General features: G+C 63.9%; 15 protein-coding genes and 1 pseudogene. 6 read left to right on the top strand and 10 right to left on the bottom strand.

The window, feature by feature from the left end:
- Nucleotides 1-244: 244 nt before the first annotated feature.
- A complete protein-coding gene (locus NKH38_RS16790; protein ID WP_050586840.1) occupies nt 245-1060 on the top strand; it encodes an ABC transporter substrate-binding protein in 816 nt (271 codons plus the stop codon).
- A 33-nt stretch (nt 1061-1093) separates the two neighbouring features.
- Here the strand turns inward: NKH38_RS16790 and NKH38_RS16785 are convergent, their stop codons facing one another.
- Nucleotides 1094-1507 carry a tellurite resistance TerB family protein gene (locus NKH38_RS16785; protein WP_023730966.1) on the bottom strand — a complete coding sequence of 138 codons (414 nt, stop codon included), beginning with the start codon at nt 1505-1507 and terminating at the stop codon, nt 1094-1096.
- A gap of 156 nt (nt 1508-1663) precedes the next feature.
- On the opposite strand from NKH38_RS16785, the gene NKH38_RS16780 reads away from it, so the two are divergent.
- Complete coding sequence (locus tag NKH38_RS16780) at nt 1664-3313, top strand: lysine--tRNA ligase (RefSeq protein WP_023726835.1); 1650 nt, start codon at nt 1664-1666, stop codon at nt 3311-3313.
- On the opposite strand, the gene NKH38_RS16775 is transcribed toward NKH38_RS16780, so the two are convergent.
- The 8 genes and pseudogenes from NKH38_RS16775 to NKH38_RS16740 form a co-directional block, all read right to left on the bottom strand.
- Nucleotides 3276-4148: a thermonuclease family protein gene (locus NKH38_RS16775; RefSeq protein WP_352761966.1), complete on the bottom strand. Its 873-nt coding sequence runs from the start codon at nt 4146-4148 to the stop codon at nt 3276-3278. The two genes, NKH38_RS16780 and NKH38_RS16775, sit on opposite strands and share 38 nt — an antisense overlap.
- 8 nt (nt 4149-4156) lie before the next feature.
- Nucleotides 4157-4807, bottom strand: coding sequence for a S24 family peptidase (locus NKH38_RS16770; RefSeq protein ID WP_023715330.1), 651 nt, complete (start codon nt 4805-4807; stop codon nt 4157-4159).
- 310 nt (nt 4808-5117) lie between these two features.
- Nucleotides 5118-5244, bottom strand: a pseudogene (locus tag NKH38_RS33425) (thioesterase family protein); the annotation flags it as partial.
- 38 nt (nt 5245-5282) lie between these two features.
- Entirely contained in the window at nt 5283-7502 is a 2220-nt protein-coding gene (locus NKH38_RS16760) for a 3-hydroxyacyl-CoA dehydrogenase NAD-binding domain-containing protein (protein ID WP_352761967.1), read from the bottom strand.
- 23 nt (nt 7503-7525) lie between these two features.
- The gene (locus NKH38_RS16755) at nt 7526-8734 is read right to left on the bottom strand and encodes an acetyl-CoA C-acetyltransferase (protein ID WP_023669613.1); all 1209 of its coding nucleotides are present in this window, start codon (nt 8732-8734) and stop codon (nt 7526-7528) included.
- A gap of 31 nt (nt 8735-8765) precedes the next feature.
- On the bottom strand, nt 8766-9935 hold the full coding sequence (locus NKH38_RS16750; protein WP_352761968.1) for an acyl-CoA dehydrogenase family protein: 1170 nt from the start codon (nt 9933-9935) through the stop codon (nt 8766-8768).
- Nucleotides 9936-10166: 231 nt separating this feature from the next.
- The gene (locus tag NKH38_RS16745; RefSeq protein WP_352761969.1) at nt 10167-11975 is read right to left on the bottom strand and encodes an acyl-CoA dehydrogenase; all 1809 of its coding nucleotides are present in this window, start codon (nt 11973-11975) and stop codon (nt 10167-10169) included.
- Between the two features lie 274 nt (nt 11976-12249).
- Nucleotides 12250-12708: a MerR family transcriptional regulator gene (locus NKH38_RS16740; RefSeq protein ID WP_023669610.1), complete on the bottom strand. Its 459-nt coding sequence runs from the start codon at nt 12706-12708 to the stop codon at nt 12250-12252.
- Between the two features lie 479 nt (nt 12709-13187).
- Between NKH38_RS16740 and NKH38_RS16735 the strand changes: the two genes are divergently transcribed.
- The 4 genes from NKH38_RS16735 (at nt 13188) to NKH38_RS16720 (ending at nt 20517) form a co-directional block, all read left to right on the top strand.
- A complete protein-coding gene (locus NKH38_RS16735; protein ID WP_023730958.1) occupies nt 13188-17177 on the top strand; it encodes an SEL1-like repeat protein in 3990 nt (1329 codons plus the stop codon).
- A 193-nt stretch (nt 17178-17370) separates the two neighbouring features.
- Nucleotides 17371-18294 (top strand): sulfite exporter TauE/SafE family protein, encoded by a 924-nt coding sequence (locus NKH38_RS16730; protein WP_023730957.1) that lies wholly within the window; start codon nt 17371-17373, stop codon nt 18292-18294.
- Nucleotides 18294-19085: a TIGR02186 family protein gene (locus NKH38_RS16725; protein ID WP_023692548.1), complete on the top strand. Its 792-nt coding sequence runs from the start codon at nt 18294-18296 to the stop codon at nt 19083-19085. Before NKH38_RS16730 ends, NKH38_RS16725 begins: the two co-directional genes overlap by 1 nt.
- A gap of 175 nt (nt 19086-19260) precedes the next feature.
- Complete coding sequence (locus tag NKH38_RS16720; RefSeq protein ID WP_352761970.1) at nt 19261-20517, top strand: Hsp70 family protein; 1257 nt, start codon at nt 19261-19263, stop codon at nt 20515-20517.
- A gap of 99 nt (nt 20518-20616) precedes the next feature.
- On the opposite strand, the gene NKH38_RS16715 is transcribed toward NKH38_RS16720, so the two are convergent.
- Complete coding sequence (locus NKH38_RS16715; protein ID WP_023730955.1) at nt 20617-21519, bottom strand: LysR substrate-binding domain-containing protein; 903 nt, start codon at nt 21517-21519, stop codon at nt 20617-20619.
- Nucleotides 21520-21636: the final 117 nt, after the last annotated feature.

The following is a 21636-nucleotide window of genomic DNA, read 5'->3' as shown; positions in this document are numbered from 1 at the left end:
TGCCCCGCACTTAGCCATCAACCCCGGATTGCAAAGCCACATCCTTAGCTTTTCTAACGCCAGCGACCGCCAACCCCGGGCCGACTCTGTGCGGCTATTTGCAACCTCGCCAAAGCATAACCCGAAATTTGCCCTTTGAAATCAAAAACAATTGTGCCTGCGCCGTTTTCGTATCACAAGCCAACGGCCAAGACGGGCGGAGTTTTTTGTGACATCACGCTGGATAACCATCGCCTTGCTGTCGATGCTGATCGGAGTGCAGCCGTTTGCCGGCGCTGTGCGGGCAGCGGAACCGCAGGTGCCGGTGCTTTGGGATGCCAAGGAGCGGCTGCCGAAGCCGGACCTTGCGGCGCTGCCGAGGCTCAGGTTCCTCACCACAACCGATTTCCCGCCCTTCAATTTTCTCGACGGCACGGGCCGACTGTCCGGCTTCCACATCGACCTGGCGCGGGCGATTTGCGCCGAACTCGACATCGCCGACAAATGCCAGATCCAGGCGCTGCCCTGGGCCGAACTCGACGACGCGTTGCAGAAGGGCGAAGGCGAGGCGATCATCGCCGGCATCGCCGCAACGCCGGAGACGCGGGCGAAGTACAGCTTTTCGCGCTCCTATCTACAGTTTCCGGCGCGCTTCATCATGCCGAAGACCAAGGCCTTCGCCGAGCCGATCCTCGACAAATTGCGCTCGAAGCGGGTCGGCGTGCTGGCCGGCTCGGCGCATGAAAAGATGCTGCGCGATTATTTCGGCACCGTGCAGATCATCCGCTTTCAACGGCCGGAAGACCTCTACAGCGACTTGAAGAGCGCCAAGATCGATGCCGCCTTCGGCGACGGCATGCGCTTTTCCTTCTGGCTGGGCGGCACGGACGCCGCCGGTTGCTGCCGCTTCGCCGGTGGACCCTACCTGGCGCCGGAATATCTGGGGTCCGGCATGACCATTGCCACCCGGGCCAGCGACCCAGCGCTGGCCGCAGCCATGGACTACGCGCTGCAGGAGATATCGGTGAAAGGCACCTTCGCCGAATTCTACCTGCGCTATTTCCCGGTCAGCTTTTTCTGATCCGGTCCCGGTCAGCTTCCTCTAGGGGCTGGATCAGGTCAGCGTGCGCAGGCGGGCCTTCGCCCCGCGCGCGATGGCTGCGGCGGTCAGCGTGTCGAGATCGAGCTCACGCCGGATCAACTGCAGCACCCGCAATTCCTCCATGCGCATTTCGAGATCGACGGCGGCAACTTCGAAGGCGGCGGCATAAGCGGTGTCGCGCAACCGCTCGGGCAAAGTCTCGGCGACACGCTCGAGCACGCCTTCCAATCCATCCTTTTCATGCAGCATCTTCTGGCAGTCCTGCGCAATGGCGATCAGCCTGTCCTGCTTGAAATCCTCGAACACCGGCCAGCTGCGGACGACGTCGCCGATGCGCGCCAGTTCGATATCGGTCATGTCGCGATCGGAAGCCGAGGTGATGACCATCAGGTAGATCAGGGCTTCATGGGTGGACGGCAACGGCATTCAAAACTCCTTGATAGTGAGGGTCGAAGGTAGGGACGCCACGGCGCCGTCGCAACGAAAACGCCTGATATCGTTGACGCTCCGCCCTGTCGCGCCTAGAGACCCGGTTGAAAAATCTTACCAGCCGCGAAGCCGGCCCATGACTGGAACTTTGACATGACGGGATCAAACATCGCCGATCTCAACCCCGAAATGCTTGCGGCAGCCGCCGAAAGCAAGGCCTGGCCGTTCGAGGAAGCCAAAAAGATCATCGAGCGCTACAAAGGCGGCGACTTTCCCGAGACCGTCCTGTTCGAGACCGGCTACGGCCCGTCGGGCCTGCCGCATATCGGCACGTTCGGCGAGGTCGCGCGCACCTCAATGGTGCGCCATGCCTTTCACGTGCTGACCGGGAACAAGGTCAAGACGAAGCTGCTCTGCTTCTCCGACGATATGGACGGCATGCGCAAGATTCCCGACAATGTGCCGGATCGCGCAGCGCTCGAGCCCTATCTGCATATGCCGCTGTCGTCGGTGCCCAATCCGTTCGGCGGCGACTATGCGAGCTTTGCCGACCACAACAACGCGATGCTGTGCCGCTTCCTCGACACGTTCGGCTTCGACTACGAATTCGCCAGCGCCACGCAGTACTACAAGGCCGGCCGCTTCGATGCGATGCTGGTGCGCGCCGCCGAGCGCTATGAGCAGATCATGGCGGTGATGCTGCCGACGCTGGGGCCGGAGCGGCAGGCAACCTACAGCCCGTTCCTGCCGATCTCGCCGAAGAGCGGGCGCGTGCTCTACGTGCCGATGAAGCATGTCGACGCCAAGGCCGGCAACATCACCTTCGACGATGAGGGCACCGAGACCACGCTTTCGGTGACCGGCGGGAAGGTCAAGCTGCAGTGGAAGCCGGATTTCGGCATGCGCTGGGCAGCGCTCGGCGTCGATTTCGAAATGTTCGGCAAGGACCACCAGACGAACGCGGTGATCTACGACCGCATCTGCAACATTCTCGGCGGGCGCGCGCCCGAGCATTTCGTCTACGAACTGTTCCTGGACGAGAACGGCCAGAAGATCTCGAAGTCGAAGGGCAACGGGCTGACCATCGACGAATGGCTGCGCTACGCGCCGACCGAAAGCCTCGGCCTCTATATGTATCAACGGCCAAGGCAGGCGAAAAAGCTCTATTTCGACGTCATCCCACGCGCCGTCGACGAGTACTACACCTTCCTCAACGCCTATCCGCGCCAGGACTGGAAGGAGCGGCTGGGCAATCCGGTCTGGCACATGCATGACGGCAAGCCGCCTTCCATCGACATGCCGGTGCCGTTCTCGCTGCTGCTCAACCTGGTCAGCGCCTCCAACGCGCAAAACAAGGATGTGCTGTGGGGCTTCATCTCGCGCCATGCATCTGGCGTGACGCCGGCGACGCATCCCGAACTCGACCAGCTGGTCGGTTTCGCCATCCGCTACTTCGACGATTTCGTGAAGCCGACGAAGACCTTCCGGCCGGCCGACGATGTCGAACGCGTGGCGCTGGAAGCGCTTGGCAACGCGCTTGCTGGCCTGCCGGCCGGCGCCGACGGCGAAGCGATCCAGAACGCTTCGCTCAACGTGGCGCGCAAGATCGAACGCTATCAGGACCATTCGAAGAAGAGCCCGGACGGCGGCCCTGGTGTCTCGGGCGCTTTCTTCCAGATGATCTACCAGGTGCTGATCGGCCAGGAACGCGGACCGCGCTTCGGTTCGTTCGCAGCCCTCTACGGCATCGCCGAAACCCGCGCGCTCATTGAGCGGGCGCTGGCTGGTCAGCTGGCGGCGTAATTTCCGTCCCGGCCGGCGGCGTGTCCATCGCCGGGGCATCGAGGATCGGTTGCGACGCCGTCGGTGCCGCAACCGGCGTTGGCGCCGGTGGCAGGCCGCCAAGATTGGGCGCGGCACCGAAGACGCCCTTCTTGGCGGCGCGCGCCTTGTCGCCCGCTTCGACATAGGGGCCGCCTGCCGTGGCGCGCGCCCAGCCGTTTTCGACCAGCCACTGGCCGACATCCAGCTTGCCGATGCGGCATTCGGCGGCGATCAGCGCACGGTCGGCCTCCGGCGGCACCTTGCAGGCAACGGCCCGGCCGCGCAGGAAAGACCGGAACGCGGTGCGCGCCCTGATACCGCAAGCCCAGGACTTGCCGCCCTCGGTGCAGGTCTCGTCTTGCCTGACGATGTCGATGCCGGAGACCGTCACGGAATAACCATTGGCTTCGATCAGGCCGGCGGCGGCCGCGACCGGCTGGAACAGTTTTGTTCCTCCCCAGTCGTCGACCGCTCTGCGCCCACGCGGCTTGGGCGGTCCGGCCAGCGCCAGGTCGCTCAGCGGCTCGCGTGGCTCAACCCGTTCAAGTTCTTCTACCGGCAGCGGCGGCGGTGCGATGGCCTCGGGATCGATCGCCCTCGAATGCACCTGAGGCGAGTGCATCGGAGGCTTGACGGGCTGGACCTCGGGGATCGCCGACGTCGCCGGCTCCTCGGGCACGGCCTCGGTGTCCGGGTCGATCTGGTCGACAGTAATGGCGGGGCCGTCGCGATGCAGCGCGCGACCGCCGGCGACGACAATGGCGACCATCACCGGGATCGCCAGGAGGGCTATGAGGATTTGAAGCAGACGCACCGCGAGACCTACTGGCTTGCCCAGACGATCCGCGCCACCCATTCGACATCGCGCATCGCGATGTCGCGGTCCGGATGGTCGGGGTTGAGCGAAATCAGCACGATCGATTTCGTCGTCTGGCGGTCGAGCACCTTGGCCATGACTTCGCCGGCATTGGTCTTGACGACGACGCGGTCGCCCTTGCGGGTAGCGGCGCCCGGCTCGACGATCAGCACATCGCCATTGCGGTAGAGCGGCAGCATGGAATCGCCCTGCACCTTCAACGCATAGGAGGTTTCGGTCGCCCGTGCCGGAAGCTCGACAAGGTCCCAGCCCTGGCCTGAGGGATAGCCGGCATCATCGAAGAAGCCGCCGGCGCCGGCCTGGGCGAAGCCGAGCAGCGGCACCGCTGAACGCTGCGGGGCTAACGAGCCCGAAGCTGTCTTGGCGCGGCCTTCGACCAGTCCGGTGAATTCGTCGAGCGAAGCGCCTGTCGCCTCGATGATCTTGGCCAGCGATTCGGTCGAGGGCCAGCGCGGTCGCCCATCCGAGGACAGCCGCTTCGACTTGTTGAAAGCGGTGGAGTCCAGACCGGCTCGCCGGGCCAGGCCGGAGGCCGACAATGAATAGCGCTCGGCGAGAGCGTCGATGGCTGCCCAAACTCGGTCATGCGAGAGCAATTCGCTCTCCTCAAAACAGGAAAAAATACCTTTTCCTTCTAACGCGCGGTCATCCGATTGTCCACCGGCGCGCGGCCCGATCCCCTAAAAAGCTGTGTGCGGCGAAGTCGTCATGGATGCCTCAAACTGCCTTGGCAAGGCTGCGCAATCCTTGGTGGGAGGTCATGCAAACCCGCTCGGCCTCGGTCGGCGGCCGCGGTTGAACGGAGCGGGCAAGCGTCCTATTGGACGCGCCAAGGACGCAGTAGCATTTGATTTGGCGCATGATCCTTTCCGAAAATCGATTCCGATTTTCGGGGTCATGCGCGAGGTCGGCGAGCATCATGTAGCGGGCGTTGTTGAGATGGAGGTTGAAGTCGATGTCGGCAGGCAGCGAAAAGCCAGCCGACTTTCGCTGCCGACCGCGTAAGGGTCACGGCGCGCCTTGCCGTGGCCATGCGCGCGAGGCGCCCTCAGACGTACATGGGGCGCTAGCTCAAGCGGCCTTCTGCACTTCGCCTTTCGCATAGGGATCGAAGCGCTGGTAGAAGGTCTCGCCCTTCTCCGCCAGGTCGAGTAGCAGCTTGGGCGCCTTGAACTCGGCGCCGTATTTCTTCTGCAGGCCCTTGGCTATTCTGACGAATTCCCTGGCGCCAATGCCGTCGATATAGGACAGCGCGCCGCCGGTGAATGGCGCGAAACCGAAGGCGAGGATCGAGCCGACATCGGCCTCGCGCGGATCGGTGACGATGCCCTCTTCCATCACCCGGGCCGCCTCCAGCGCAATGGTTACCAGCAGGCGCTGCTGCAGTTCCTCATAGTCGACCTTCTCGGCCTCCAGCTGCGGATAGAGATCCTTCAGGCCCGGCCACAGCTTCTTCTTGGCAGGCTTGGCCGGATAGTCGTAAAAACCCTTGCCGTTCTTGCGGCCGAAGCGGCCATGGGTGTCGACCAGCGTGTTGATCAGCGCCATCTGCCTGGGGTCGACAGACTTGTCTCCGAGGTCCCTGATGGTCTGCTTCATGATCTTCTGGGCAAGGTCGATCGCCGTCTCGTCGGTCAGCGCCAGCGGGCCGACCGGCATGCCGGCGGCCTTGGCGGCGTTCTCGATCATCGGCGCCGGAACGCCTTCGATCAGCATCTTGTAGGCTTCCGACATGTAGCGCAGCACGCAGCGGTTGACGTAGAAGCCGCGCGTGTCGTTGACGACGATCGGCGTCTTCTTGATGGCGCGCACGAAATCGATCGCGGTGGCCAGCGCCTTGTCGCCGGTCTTCTTGCCCAGGATGATCTCGACCAGCATCATCTTGTCGACCGGCGAGAAGAAGTGGATGCCGACGAAATTCTTCGGCCGCGCCGAATTCTTGGCCAGTGCAGTGATCGGGATGGTCGAGGTGTTGGAGGCGAGGACCGCTGACGATTTCAGCACGGCTTCGGCCTGTTCGGTGGCAGCCTTCTTGACGGCCGAATCCTCGAACACCGCCTCGACCACCAGATCGCAGCCGGCGAGATCGGCATAGTCGGCCGTCGGCGTGATCAGCGACAGAAGTCTGTCCTTCTCCTCGGGCTTGGCGCGGCCCTTCTTGACCTGATCGGAGATCAGGCTGTCGGAATGCGCCTTGCCCTTTTCGGCCGACGCCATGTCGCGGTCGAGCAGGACGACCGGGATGCCGGCCTTGGCGGTGACAAAGGCGATGCCGGCACCCATGAAGCCGGCGCCGAGAATACCGATCTTCTTGAACTTGGTCTCCGGCACGCCGGCCGGGCGGCGGGCGCCCTTGTTGAGCTCCTGCAGCGAGACGAACAGCGAGCGGATCATCGCTGCTGCTTCCTTGGACTGCATGATTTCGGTGAAATAGCGCTGTTCGATGCGCAGACCGGTGTCGAACGGCACCAGCAGGCCCTCATAGACGCATTTCAGGATGGCCGCGGCGGCCGGATAATTGCCGTAGGTCTCGCGACGCAGGATGGCGATGGCCGGCGGCCACAGATTGAAGCCGGCGGGCGAATAGATCAGGCCGCCGGGCAGCTTGAAGCCCTTCTCGTCCCAGGGTTGGACGGCTTTCAGGCCGTTCCTGATCATCGCCTTGGCGGTCTCGATCAGCTTGCCGGGTTCGGCGATCTCGTGGATCAGCCCCATCGCCTTGGCTTTCTGCGGCGACAGCGTCTGGCCGGTGGTCAGCATCTGCAACGCCTGCTGCTGGTCGGTCAGGCGCGGCACGCGTTGGGTGCCACCGGCGCCGGGGAAGATGCCGACCTTGACTTCCGGCAAGGCCATCTTGACCTTTTCGGAGTCAGCGGCAACGCGGCCATGACAGGCCAGCGACAGCTCGAACGCGCCGCCCATGCAGGTACCGTTGATCGCCGAGACCCAGGGCTTGCCCGACGTTTCGAGCTTGCGCCACAGGCCCCCCATGCGGCCGGCATTGTCGAACAGAAGCTGTGCCGCCTTCTCCGGGTCCTTGGTCTTCTCCTTGGCAAATACGGCCAGCATCTTCTGCAGCATGGTCAGGTCGGCGCCGCCGGAGAAGCTGTCCTTTCCCGAGGTGATCACCGCGCCCTTGATGGCGGCGTCGGCCACCACCTGGTCGATGATCTTGTCGAGCTCGTTCATTACCTCTTCGGTGAAGACGTTCATCGAGCGGTCCGGCATGTTCCAGGTGACCAGCGCGATGCCGTCTGCGTCGGTGTCGACCGTGAAGTTTGTATAAGTCATGTCTCTCTCCTTCCGGCCGAAAATCAGACGCGTTCGATAATCGTTGCGGTGCCCATGCCGGCGCCGATGCAGAGCGTCACCAGAGCGGTGTTCAAATCGCGGCGCTCGAGCTCGTCCAGCACCGTGCCCAGGATCATCGCGCCGGTGGCACCGAGCGGATGGCCCATGGCGATGGCGCCGCCATTGACGTTGATCTTGTCGTGCGGGATTTCGAATGCCTGCATGTAGCGCAGCACCACCGAGGCGAAGGCCTCGTTAAGCTCGAACAGGTCGATATCCGACAGCTTCATCTTGGCGCGCTTCAGAAGCTTCTCGGTGACGTCGACCGGACCGGTAAGCATCAGCACCGGCTCGGAGCCGATGTTGGCAAAGGCGCGGATACGCGCGCGTGGCTTCAAGCCCATCGTTTTGCCGGCCTTCTTGGAGCCGAGCAGCACTGCGGCGGCACCGTCGACGATGCCCGACGAATTGCCGGCATGGTGGACGTGATTGACCTCTTCCACCTCAGGGTGCTTCTGCACGGCGACCGCGTCGAAGCCGCCCATTTCACCAGGCATGACGAAGGACGGGTTGAGCGAGGCCAGCGACTGCATGTCGGTCGACGGCCGCATATGCTCGTCATGATCGAGGATGGTGAGGCCGTTCTGGTCCTTGATCGGTATGACGGAGTTCTTGAAACGGCCATCGGCCCAGGCCTTGCCGGCGCGCTTCTGGCTCTCGACCGCATAGGCATCGACGTCGTCGCGCGAAAAACCATACTTGGTGGCGATCAAATCGGCCGATATGCCTTGCGGCACGAACCAGCCGGGCAGGCCGACGGACGGGTCCATGAACCAGGCGCCGCCCGAGGCGCCCATGCCGACGCGCGACATCGATTCCACGCCGCCTGCAATGACGATCTCGTCGGCGCCTTGAGCGATCTTGGCGGCGCCGAAATTGATGGCGTCGAGACCCGAAGCGCAGAAGCGCGAGATCTGCATGCCCGGCGCCTTGTTATCGTAGCCGGCCTCGAAGGCGGCGGCACGCGGAATGACGGAGCCGGCCTCGCCCACTGGGTCCACGCAGCCGAAGATGATGTCGTCGACGTTTGCGGTGTCGAGGCCGTTGCGGTCGCGCAACGCCTCAAGTGTCCTGGCCGCAAGCCGCACCGCCGGCACCTCGTGCAGCGAGCCATCCTTTTTGCCCTTGCCGCGCGGTGTGCGCACGGCGTCATAGACATAAGCTTCGGCCATTTGCTTGCTCCTTGCTTTGCCGACGTCGCTCTCAGAGAGAGCGGCCGATCAGCAATTTCATGATCTCGTTGGTGCCGCCGTAGATGCGCTGGACGCGGGCGTCGCGGAACATGCGGGCGATCGGATATTCATTCATGTAGCCATAGCCGCCATGCAATTGAAGGCATTGGTCGACGACTTTTCCCTGCAGGTCCGAGAGCCAGTATTTCGCCATCGACGCCGTCACCGGATCGAGGCCGTCATTGATGTGGCGGGTGACGCAATCATTGTAGAAGACCCGGCCGATGGTCGCCTCGGTCTTCAGTTCGGCGAGCTTGAACTGGGTGTTCTGGAACTCGATGATCGCCTTGCCGAAGGCCTTGCGATCCTTGACGTAGTCGATGGTCAGCGCAAGCGCGCGTTCGATCATGGCGATGGCGCCGGTGCCGATCTGCAGGCGCTCCTGCGGCAATTGCTGCATCAGCTGGATGAACCCCTGTCCCTCTTCGTGGCCAAGCAGGTTCGAGGTCGGCACGCGCATATCATTGAAGAACAGCTCCGACGTGTCGTTGGCCTTCAGGCCGATCTTGTCGAGGTTGCGGCCGCGTTCGAAGCCTTCGGCCTCGTCGGTCTCGACGACGATCAGCGAGGTGCCCTTGGCGCCTTTGGCCGGATCGGTCTTGGTGACGACGATGATGAAATTGGCCAGTTGCCCATTGGTGATGAAGGTTTTCGAGCCGTTGATCTTGTACTGGTTGCCGTCCTTCTCGGCGCGCGTCTTGACGCCTTGTAGGTCGGAGCCGGCGCCCGGCTCGGTCATGGCGATGGCGCCGATCAGTTCGCCGGTTGCCAGCTTCGGCAGCCACTTCTTCTTCTGCTCCTCGGAGCCGTAATGAAGGATGTAAGGGGCAACGATCGCATTGTGCAGGCCGATGCCGAAACCGTCGACGCCGACATGGCCGATCGCCTCGATGATGGCGCTCTCATGCGCGAAGGTGCCGCCGGAGCCGCCATATTCCTCCGGCATCGAGGCGCAGAGCAGGCCGGCGGAACCTGCCTTGCGCCAGCTCTCGCGGTCGACCATCTCGTTCTTCTCGAACTCGTCGTAGCGCGGCGCGATCTCTTCCGACATGAAGCGATGCGCCATGTCGTAGAGCATGCCGACTTCGTCCGCCGCCCAGGCGGGCGTCGGCAAGGAGAGCACTTCTGATGGATTTGTCATGCCGTTTCTCCCGCGCCAACGTCCCCCTCCCCCTCGAGGGGAGGGTGGCCGCGAAGCGGTCGGGTGGGGTCGCCGATGACGTGCTCGACCTTATCTTCGGAATTGACGCGGGTTTGGCGCATTGCGATCATCTCCTACCAAAGCGCCAACCAGCCGGCGCACTGCACGCAGGACCCCTCCCGGCCCTTCGGGCCACCCTCCCCTCTAGGGGGAGGGGGACGCCAGCCATTTCTAGAACGCTTCCGCAGGCAGCGCCATTAGCGTGTCCGCACCACTGGAAATGCGGGCCAGATGTGCCGACGTCTCGGGCATGATCCGCTCCATGAAGAAGCGCGCCGTCACCACCTTGTTGTCGTAGAAAGCCCCATTTTCGTGGACAGACTGCGAGCCGTTGGCGCCGGTCTTGCCGAGCGCGGCCTTGGCCATCTGCGCCCACATGTAGCCCAGCGCCACAAGGCCGAAGAGATGCATGTAATCGGTCGACGCGGCGCCGGCATTGTCGGGCTTGGCCATGCCGTTCTGCACCAGCCACATGGTCGCCGCCTGCAGATCGTTGAGGCCTTTCTTCAGCGCCTTGGTGAACGGCGCCAGCTTGTCGTCGGCACGGTTCTCCTCGCAGAACTCGCCGACGTCCTTGAAGAAGGCCTGCACGGCGCGGCCGCCATTCAGACCAAGCTTGCGGCCGACGAGGTCGAGCGCCTGGATGCCGTTGGCGCCTTCATAGATCATGGCGATGCGGGCATCGCGCACGAACTGGCTCATGCCGTGCTCTTCGATGTAGCCGTGGCCCCCGAACACCTGCTGCGCCATGACGGCATGGTTAAAACCCTTGTCGGTGAGCACGCCCTTGATCACCGGCGTCAGCAGGCCGGTATAGTCGTCGGCCGCCTGGCGATCCTTGTCGTCGGCGGAGCGGTGGGCGATGTCGGACTTGATCGCCGTCCACAGCGCCAGCGCGCGGCCGGCCTCATTGAAGGCCTTCATGGTCATCAGCGAGCGGCGGATGTCGGGATGGACGATGATCGGATCGGCTTGTCTGTCCGGCGCCTTGGCGCCAGACAGCGAGCGGCCCTGCAGCCGGTCCTTGGCGTAGGAGACCGCGTTCTGGTAGGCGATCTCGGACAGCGACAGGCCCTGCAGGCCGACGCCGAGCCGGGCTTCGTTCATCATCGTGAACATCGCCTTCAGGCCGCCATTGGCCTCACCGAGCAGCGTGCCTTCGGCCTCGTCATAATTCATGACGCAAGTCGAATTGCCGTGTATGCCCATCTTCTCCTCGATCGACCCGCAGGAGAGCGTGTTCTTCTCGCCCGGATTGCCCGAGGCATCGAGCTTCAGCTTTGGCACGATGAACAGCGAGATGCCCTTCACGCCCGCCGGCGCGCCTTCGATGCGGGCCAACACGAGATGGACGATGTTTTCCGACATGTCGTGCTCGCCGGCCGAGATGAAGATCTTCTGGCCTGAGATCTTGTAGGTGCCGTTGCCGTTCGGCACCGCCTTGGTGCGCAGCAGGCCGAGATCGGTGCCGCAATGCGGCTCGGTCAGGTTCATGGTACCGGTCCAGGACCCCTCGACCAGCTTCGGCAGCCATGTCGCCTTCTGCTCGTCGGTGCCGTGTGTGATGATCGCAGCGATAGCGCCTTGAGTCAGGCCGGGATACATCATCAGCGCCATGTTGGCCGAAACCATGTATTCGGCAACCGCGGTGTGCACGGCATAGGGCAGCCCCTGGCCGCCGAACTCGACGGGCGCCGCCAGTCCCATCCAGCCGCCTTCCCGATACTGGTCGTAGGCTTCCTTGAAGCCCTTCGGCGTCGTCACCGAGCCGTCCTCATGGCGCACGCAGCCTTCCATGTCACCGACGCGGTTCAGAGGATGCATGACGTTTTCGGCGAGCTTGGCGCCTTCGGCGAGGATCGCCTCGACAACGTCGGGCGTCGCGTCGGCAAATCCGGGAAGGTTGGAGTAGCGCTGATAACCCAGCACCTCGTTGAGCACGAACAGCGTGTCCTGGACCGGCGCCCTGTAGATCGGCATGTGTTTCCTCCACCATGCGGGTCTTGGCCGCGAGATCGAGCCCCGAAACATGAGGTTGGGGCGGCATGCGGGCCAATGTTGAAAGCGGGATAGCAAAAATTGACGTTTGCGTAAACGTCAATTTTGTCGCCGGGACAAAATTTACCTATGCCAGCCTATCGGCACGAGCGGTGCATGGCTTTGTGCAAAGCGAGGGGGGTCAAACAAAAAGAGCCGCGCGGGCGGCCGCGCGGCTCTTAAGTTCAAAGCTTTCGCCGGGAGCTGCGGAGCAAAATCAGCTGGCGGCGCTGGCCGGGGCCGAACGCTCGGACAGCATCTGGCGCACGGCCGACATCGAGCCGCTCAGCTCGTTGATGGCGTCGTCGATCAGCGCGCGCTGCTTCTGCAGGCGGGCTAGCTGCTTCTCCGACTTGTCGAGAGCCAGCCGCAATTGCTTGGTGTTGGATCCCGTGGGATCGTAGAGATCCATCATCTGCTTGACGTCGCGCAGCGAGAACCCGACCTTGCGGCCGAGGAGGATCAGCTTCAGCCGCGCCTTGTCGCGGCGCGTGTAGAGGCGCGTTGCCCCATCGCGTTTCGGATTGAGCAGGCCCTTGTCTTCATAGAAACGCAGCGTGCGCAGCGTCACGCCGTATTTCTTGGCCATCTCGCCGATGCGCACGAGCTCCTCACTGGCTTCGGCAGACATATTGTTGGTGTTGGCCGCGGCTTCGCCGGGCGAAACAAGTTTCATAGTCACTGGCTTTCCCCTGTCGTGGCATCGCGGTCTCGGACCTTGCAACGCCTGAGTGGAAGCGGGGGCATGCTTCCAGTCGTGGTTTCAACTAATTCATCGCAAAAGGCACGAACGGCGCCCCTCTTACGTTTACGTCAATTCTATAACGATAGCCGTCGCATGACGCAAGGGCGTTCTGGGATTGCGAAACCTTATGCCGCACCCCCGGCGCCGGGTCCGAACGGGCACCGCCTGTATTTCAGCAATGCCGTAACTTCTTAAGCTTGGTTAACACCTTGTTTACCACGATGGGTGAAATGTGCGGATGTCGGTCACCCGTGTTTATCCTGTAGCGAATTTTTCACGGTTTTTCGGAGAGCGGGCCTGGCCCGGGAAGCTCGTCTTCCGCCGCAGCAGTGCCGCGCGGCCGCCTTCGTTCCCGACAAGGACTTGGGAAACTGGCAGCAAGCCAGCCATTCTGAAAAACGGACGCATCGATGAACAGCAAGCGGTCCTATCTCGATACACTCAACGCCGGCAGGCCGCGCAGGCCGAACACCACACTTGATGAATTGAACCGCTCGCTGGAAACGCTGGAGCAGCGGCTGGAGCGCAAGCGCGAGGACGCCGCCGAGCGCTTCGATCCGCGCCGGCCCGCTCCGGAGCCGCGCTACGCAAGCGCCCAGCCCTACGCCCCGCCGCGCTGGTACGAGGACCCGCAGCCCACGCCGCGGCCGAAAGGCGCCGGGCCGGCCGGCTTCGACCAGAACTATCAGGCGATCGCGCGCGACATCGACCGCGTGCGCGGCCAGGAAGACAGCGTCGCCGTGGTCGGCAAGATCGCCGGCGAATTGCGTGGCCTGCGCGAGGAACTGCGCCATCAGATGACGGCCGGCCTGCAGCGCGAATTCGCCGCGTTGCGCAAGGACATCGAACGGGCCTTCCAGGCGAGCAACCAATCGGGTGGTCAGGCAGGCGGCTTGCCCGGCAAGGGCAGCGCCGAACTCGGCGTCGAATTCGAGCGGCTGTCCGGCGCCATCCAGACGCTGGCCGAGAAGAGCGACGACCGAAGCGTCAACATGCTGCGGCTCGAGCTCGAGCAGGTAAAGACGGCGCTCGACACATTGGCGCGCGAGGAAAGCGTGCTGAAGGTCGACCGCCGCTGGGACGATTTCGACCGCCGCTGGAGCGCGTTCGAGGACCGTGTCGACGCCGACCAGCGCAACCGCGCCGACGGCCCCGGATTTTCGGCCCTGACCGACCGGCTCGAACAGATCAGCAATGCGGTCCACAATCTGCCGGAATCGCTGTCGCTGCGCTCGATGGAAGAAAAGGTCCGCACGCTTGCCGGCGCCGTCGATCATTTCGTCAGCCAGCAGAGCAACCGCGGCGGCGACACGCTTGGCCTGATCGACGAACGGCTCGACGAGATTTCGCGCGCCATCGTCGCCTCGACCGTCGCCGCACAGGCCAATTCCTTCGACCCCGAACCCTTTGAACGCATCGAGAAGCGGATCGCCTCGCTGGCGCAGCAGATCGAGGAAGTCGTGCAGATTCGTCCGAGCGGCGAGGTTCTCGACCGTCTCAGCACGCTGTCGAACAGGGTCGACGAGCTTGCCGGCCGCGCCAATCTGCCGGAACAGGCGATGGAGCGCCTCGGCAAGCAGATCGCGATGATCGCCGACAAGATCGACCGCGCCCCGGCCATGCCCGACGCCGACTATATCTTCCAGGGTCTGGAACAGCGCTTCGACGTGCTGTCGGGCATGATGGAACGCCGGCAGGGCGACGCCATCGAACAGGGCAACATGCTGTTTCGCGATCTGGAGCGGCGGCTGGACGAGGTTGCCGACCGGCTGGACCAGCGCCAGCCGCAGGCTGACAGCGCCGGCATCATGGACGCCATCGACGCACGCTTCACCGCGCTCGCCCAACGCATGGAGACGCGCATTCCCGATCCTGCCAACGAGGCGGCGATCCGCGGCCTGGAAAGCCGGCTCGAAGACATTTCAAGCCGGCTGGAATCGTCGGCCGCGCAGGTCGCCGGCATCGATCCGGCACTGATCCGCAGCCTCGAGGCGCAGGTCTCCAGCCTATCGGCGCATCTGTCGAAGCCCGGCACGCCGCTGCCGGAATTCGAGGACATCAGCCCGCGCCTCAACGAAATCGAGAAGTCGCTGGCCGGAACCCGCGAATCCATCATGGGCGCGGCACGCGAAGCAGCCGAGAGCGCCGTGCGCTCGCTGGCAGATTCCAACGCCAACACCGCGGCCGTTACCGGCCTTGCTCAGGATCTGAAGACGCTGGAAGCGCTGACGCGCCGTTCGGACGAGCGCAATTCACGGACATTCGAGGCTATCCACGACACGTTGCTCAAGATCGTCGATCGTCTGGGCTCGCTGGAGACCAGCGAACCGGCCGAGGCGGTGAGCGAGCTTCTGGATGCCCAGGCCGAGCCGGCGCGGCGGGCCCGCGCTGCACGCGCCTCCAAGATTTCGGTGCAGGACGCGCCGTCGATGGATATCGACCAGCCGCTGCCGCTGACCGGAGACATGGCCGATCTCGACGGCCGCGCCGCCGCCATCATGCGCAGCGAGCCGGATATGCGCGCCGACCCGGGTACGCGTAGCGACCCGGTCATGGGCAGCGAACCCGTGCGGCGCTCGCCAGCCGAGGCTGCCGCGGCCGCTGCCCAGGCAGCGCTCGGTTCCGACAGGATTGCCGAGAAAGGCGAAGCCACGGCCAAGAAGTCGCTGTTCGGTGGATTTGCGCGCGCCTTCAGGGGCAAGAAGCCGGCTGACATGCCGCCGCTTGCCGGCTCGGGGCCTAATGTCGACATGCCGAGCGTCGATCTCGACGAGCCGCTCGATCCGAAGCTCGCCAACCGACCGTTGGAGCCGGGCTCCGGCGCGCCCGACCTCAACGCCATCATGAAGCGCGTGCGCGACGAGCGCGGCCCGCCGGTGCGCCAAAACTCCGGCGATGCGTCGAAATCCGACTTCATTGCCGCGGCCAGGCGCGCGGCGCAGGCCGCGGCCGCCGAGGCCGACGCGTTGAAACGCCAGTCTACCATGAAGGGCCCGGTCAAGGCGCTTCGTATCGGCGACCTGCTCAAGGCGCGGCGCAAGCCGATCCTGATGGGAGCGGTCGCGATCATGCTGGCGCTTGCCGGCCTCCAGTTGGGCAAGGCCTTCTTCGCCGACCCGGTCGAGGTCGCAAGCAACGATACAGCGCCGATCGTCGCCTCGCAGCCGGTCGAGACTGCCTCGGTCAACGCTGCCAGCCAACCCAAGGCAGAACAGCAGGTGGCCGTTCAGGACGTGCCGGCCCGGATCGTCAGGCAGGCGGAGCCCACGGAACCGGCAGCTGGCAACGATGCGCCAATGAATGCGGCCTCGGTCGCTGGGCCCGAAGTGCCGGCGGTGGAGCCCGCGCCAGCGCCGATGGCTTTGGCCGATCCGGCCCCCGCGCCAAATGCAATGCTGCCGACCACCGCCACTGCGGAACCGGCGGCTGCCGACGCGCAGCCTGCGGCCGCCGTCATGGCGCCCTCGGCCTCGGATACGACGGCCTCGGATACTACCGGCGCCGTTCCGCCGGCTGATGCCGCGGTAGCACCTGTCGTGGCCAAGATAGACGTTCCGGCCGATGCCGGCCCGCAAGCCTTGCGCGACGCGGCTGCCGGCGGTGACGCCAAGGCGCTGTTCGAGCTCGGTTCGCGCTATGCTGAATCGCGCGGCGTCAAGGAAGACATGGCGGCAGCGGCCAAATGGTACGAAAAGTCGGCCGAGCTCGGCTTCGCACCGGCGGAATACCGCATCGGCAATTTCTACGAAAAGGGCATCGGCGTCAGGCGCGACGTCAAGAAGGCAAAGACCTTCTACCAGCTCGCCGCCGCGCAGGGTAATGCCAGCGCCATGCACAATCTGGCCGTTCTGTTTGCCATGGCCGCCGACGGCGTGACCGACAATGAATCGGCCGCGCACTGGTTTCAGGCGGCGGCCGATGTCGGCGTCAAGGACAGCCAGTTCAATCTCGGCATCCTGGCGGCAAAGGGCGTCGGCATGAAGCAGAGCCTGGAGGAATCCTACAAATGGTTCGCGCTCGTCGCCAAGACCGGCGACAAGGATGCGGCTGCAAAGCGCGACGAAGTCGCCACTGCGCTGCGCCCCGAACAGCTGGAGCGGGCGCGCGCCGCCACGGAACTGTGGAAGCCGAAGCCGCTCGACCCGGCGTCCAACTCGGCCGACATTCCTGAGTCCTGGCAGGAAGGCACGCCGCAGACCACCGCCAGCGTCGACATGAAGAAGGCGGTCAAGAACATCCAGCTCATCCTCAACAAGAACGGCTACGATGCCGGCGGCGCCGATGGCGTGATGGGCGGCAAGACCAAGACCGCAATCATGGCTTTCCAGACCGACAACAAGATGCAGGCGACCGGCGAAATCGACGAAAAGCTGGTGAAGGCGCTGCTGGCGCACAAATAACGGCAGATGCGTCGCTAACGCGACGCCCTTGCCATACATTTGCCTGTTAACTGCTTGAGATGTTTTTTGTTTCGGTAGGGCGGCGGGGTTTGATCCCACTGCCCCGGCGGTGCAAGAAAGAATTGGCTTTTCGGTGCGACAATGCCCTGGAATGGCTGCAATCGCCGACAGGCAAACTGATCGAGACTGACGGGTGGGCATCTATCTCCCGATCGCGGAAATTTCCGTCAACGTCTTCGTGCTGCTGGCAATGGGCGCGGCGGTGGGTTTCCTGTCGGGCATGTTCGGGGTCGGTGGCGGCTTTCTGATCACGCCGCTCTTGATCTTCTACAACATCCCGCCGGCAATCGCCGTTGCTACCGGCGCCAACCAGGTTATCGCCTCCTCCTTCTCCGGCGCGCTGTCGCACATGAAGCGCGGCACGCTCGACTTCAAGCTCGGCGGGGTGCTGCTGGCCGGCGGCATCGTCGGCTCGACCGGCGGTATCTTTGTCTTTGCCTTCCTGCGTCGGCTCGGCCAGCTCGATTTGTTCATTTCGCTGCTCTACGTCGTGCTGCTTGGCACCGTCGGCGGGCTGATGCTGGTCGAGAGCGTCAATGCGCTGCGCGCGACGCGCAGCGGTGCGGCGCCGGTCTTGAAGAAATCCGGCCAGCACAACTGGATCCACCGGCTGCCGCTGAAGATGCGCTTCAGGGCCTCGAAGCTGTTCGTCAGCGTCATTCCGGTGCTCGGGCTCGGCGCCGGCATCGGCTTCCTGTCGTCGATCATGGGTGTCGGCGGTGGCTTCATCATGGTGCCGGCGCTGATCTACCTCCTGAAAGTGCCGACCAACGTCGTTATCGGCACCTCGCTGTTCCAGATTATTTTCACCTCGGCCTACACCACGCTGGTTCATGCTTCCACCAACCAGACGGTCGACGTCATGCTTGCCTTCCTGCTGATGGCGGGCGGCGTTGCCGGCGCGCAATATGGCGCCAAGGCAGGACAGAAGCTGCGCGGCGAACAGCTCAGGGCACTGCTGGCGCTGCTGGTGCTGGCGGTCGCGATCCGGCTTGCCATCGATCTCTTCGTCACGCCGCCAAACCTCTATTCGCTGACCGCCGCGGGCCTGAACTAATGCTGCGGTGGGGGATTTTTTCGGCCGCCGTTTTGCTTTTCGCCCTCGCTCTGCCGGCGGCAGCGCAATCGCCGAACCCCTTGCCGGAAGGCATCCAGATCGGTCTCTCCACCGACGCGGTGTCGATCACCGCCGGCTTTTCCGGCGCCGACCTGACCATTTTCGGTTCGCTGGAAAACCCCGACCCGCTGGTCGCGCGGCAGGGGCGCTATGACGTCATCGTCGTGCTCGAAGGGCCGCCGCGGCCGGTTGTGGTGCGCCGCAAGGACCGGGTGCTCGGCGTCTGGGTCAACCTGGAATCGGAGACCTTCGAGAACGTGCCGGTCTCCTACTCCGTCGCCACGACACGGCCGCTGCAGGACATCACCGAACCCAACAGCTACAAGCAGCTGTCGCTCGGCGCCTCCAACCTTTACATGCAACCGGCCGACGTAACCGACAGTCCGGCGACGATCGAGGAATTCACCGTGGCGCTGCGCGAGCGCAAGGCGGCGACCGGCCTCTACAGCGAGAATGTCGGCGGCGTGCAGTTCCTGTCGCAGAACCTGTTTCGCGCCACGGTGCGGCTGGCGCCCAACGTCCCGGTTGGAACGCATAAAGCCCGCGCGTTCCTGTTCAAGAGCGGCCTGTTCCTCAAGGAAAGCTCGGCCCAGCTCGAAATCCGCAAATCGGGTTTCGAACAGTCGATCTTCCGCGTCGCGCATGATTACTCCTTTCTCTACGGCGTCTTCTCCGTGTCGCTGGCCATGATCACGGGATGGCTCGGCAGGCTGATTTTCCGCAGGGATTGACGCGCAGGACCCATTTCCGGGGAAAAGGGGTTCCCCTTTTCTCAGTCTTGCGATAGACCGCCGCCTCCCAACCTCGGGTAACACGCACAATCATTCGGCAGAACGGTCAGGCCTCTGGACGGCGCGCGTCTTGCGGACCCCTGCCACAGCGACGACCCAATGACAGGAGGCTGCAATGCACCAGGCATTTGGCGGCATCGATTTCGGCACGTCCAATTCTACGGTGGGCGTGATCCGCAACGGCCAGGCACGGCTGGTGGCGCTGGAAGGTGAACAGCCGACATTGCCAAGCGCGGTTTTCTTCAACTTCGAGGACGGTCACACCTATTTCGGCCGCCGCGCCATTGCCGACTACACCGATGCCATCGAAGGCCGGCTGATGCGGTCGCTGAAGAGCGTGCTCGGCAGTTCGCTGGCGCATGAGAAGACGCGGATCAAGGCCCGGCAGATCGGTTTCATCGACATTGTCGGCATGTTCGTCGGCCATTTGAAGAAGCGGCTTGAGGAAGATGCCGGCGCTCCGGTGGAGAACGTTGTGCTCGGCCGGCCGGTGCAATTTGTCGACGACGATGTGGAAGCCGATGCCAAGGCGCAAAGCGAGCTTGAAAAGGCGGCGCGCGCGCAAGGCTTCAAGCACATCGCCTTCCAGTTCGAACCGATCGCGGCAGCGCTCGACTATGAGCAGGACGTGAAGCGCGAGGAACTGGCGTTGATCGTCGACATGGGCGGCGGCACGTCCGACTTCTCGATCGTGCGCGTTTCGCCGCAACGCGCCCGCTCACGCGACCGCAAGGACGATATCCTGGCCAACCGCGGCATCCATATCGGCGGCACCGATTTCGACCGGCTGCTCAGCATTGCCCATGTCATGCCCAAGCTCGGCTATCTGACGTCGACAAAAGACGGCAAGCGCAACCTGCCGGCGAGCTATTTCATTGATCTCGCGACGTGGCAACGCATCAACCTCGTTTACACCGCCAAGGCGATGACGCATCTGAGGCAGATCCGCTTCGAGGCCGTCCGCGCCGACCTTGTCGACCGCTTCATCCATATTGTCGAGCACCGTTACGGCCATGCGCTGGCCGGCCTGGTCGAACGAGCCAAGATCGCGCTGACAGATCAGGCTTCGGCTGATGTGACGGTGGCACTGCCCGGCGCGGGTTTTGCCGCCGAGATCACGCGAGACGGCCTGGAAGAGACGATTGCCGCCGAGATCGAGCGGGTGTCCGCGACGGTGCGGCAGACGATTGCCGATGCTGGCGTGAAAGCGTCCGACATCACCGCCGTGTTCCTCACCGGCGGCTCGACCGCCATCCCGCTGGCACGGCGCGAAATCCTGTCGCTGGTGCCGCAAGCCGCCGTTATCGAGGGCGACATGTTCGGTTCGGTCGGCCTTGGCCTGGCGCTGGATGCACAGCGGAAGTTCTCCTGAACACATACCTGCGGCTACCCCATAATGACCATAAATACCCAAACGAGGCCGCACCATTTCACCCCGACCCTAGACCGATATCAGATGCCCTGAGGACGGCTATGCCGGGATGCCGTTCCCCGCTTCAGCGCCGAGATGCGCCTTGAGCGCCATCTGGGCCAGGCTTGCCTGGCGGTCACGATGGGTGATCATGGCGAAGTCGCGCTTCGGCAGTTCGAGCGGCACCGACCGGAGACTGCCCTCGGCGACGGCGCGTCCGACGACGAGGTCCGAGATGATGGTGGCGCCGGCGCCGGCCTCGACCGCCTGGCGAACCGCCTCGTTGCTCGGCAGCACCAGAAATATCTGCAGGTCGCCAAGCGATATCCCCTCGCGGCGGGCCAGGTCCTCCAGCACCTCGCGCGTGCCCGAACCACCCTCACGGATGATCCAGCGCAGCCCTCTGATATCCGGGCGGCCCGGCGCGATCTCGGCGATTTCGGGATGCGAGGCGGCGACGACCAGCATCAACCTGTCGACGTCGACCTTGGTGCGGCGGAGGATGTCTGACTCGGTGCGCCCCTCGACCAGACCGAGATCGGCGGTGCCGTCGAGCACATTGGCCTCGACCTGCCTAGTGTTGCCGATGCTGACGCTTAAGCGCACCGCCGGGTAGGCTTCATGGAAAGAGGCCAGCCTGCGCGGCAGCCAGTAGCTGGCGATGGTCAGGCTGGCGGCGATCGACAGGCTGCCGGCGACCGTCTGCGAGACATGCTCCAGCACATTTCGGGCGGCGGCGGCGCGTTCCAGCACCGCCTTGGCCTCGGGCAGGAAACGGTGGCCGGTCTGAGCCAGCTCGATGTTGCGGCCGACACGGTTGAACAGATGAACGCCATGCTGCTCTTCCAAAGCGCGGATGGCCGCCGACGCCGCCGACTGGGAGATGCCCAAAAGCTCCGCCGCCTTGGTCATATGGCCGCGTTCGGCAACGGCAACGAAAATGCGCAACTGGTCCAGCGTCATGTGTGCATTAAGAACCAATTCCGATCGAATTTACAAGAACAACTGATTAGACGGATCGATAGCTTTATTCTACTTTTTCAGTCGAAGTTAGAAAAAATTCGCCAACAAATCGCGGCC

Origin of the sequence: Mesorhizobium sp. M1078, from assembly GCF_040318615.1 — a bacterium.
Classification (GTDB): Bacteria; Pseudomonadota; Alphaproteobacteria; order Rhizobiales; family Rhizobiaceae; genus Mesorhizobium.
This window is presented reverse-complemented; position numbering and strand designations above follow the sequence as displayed.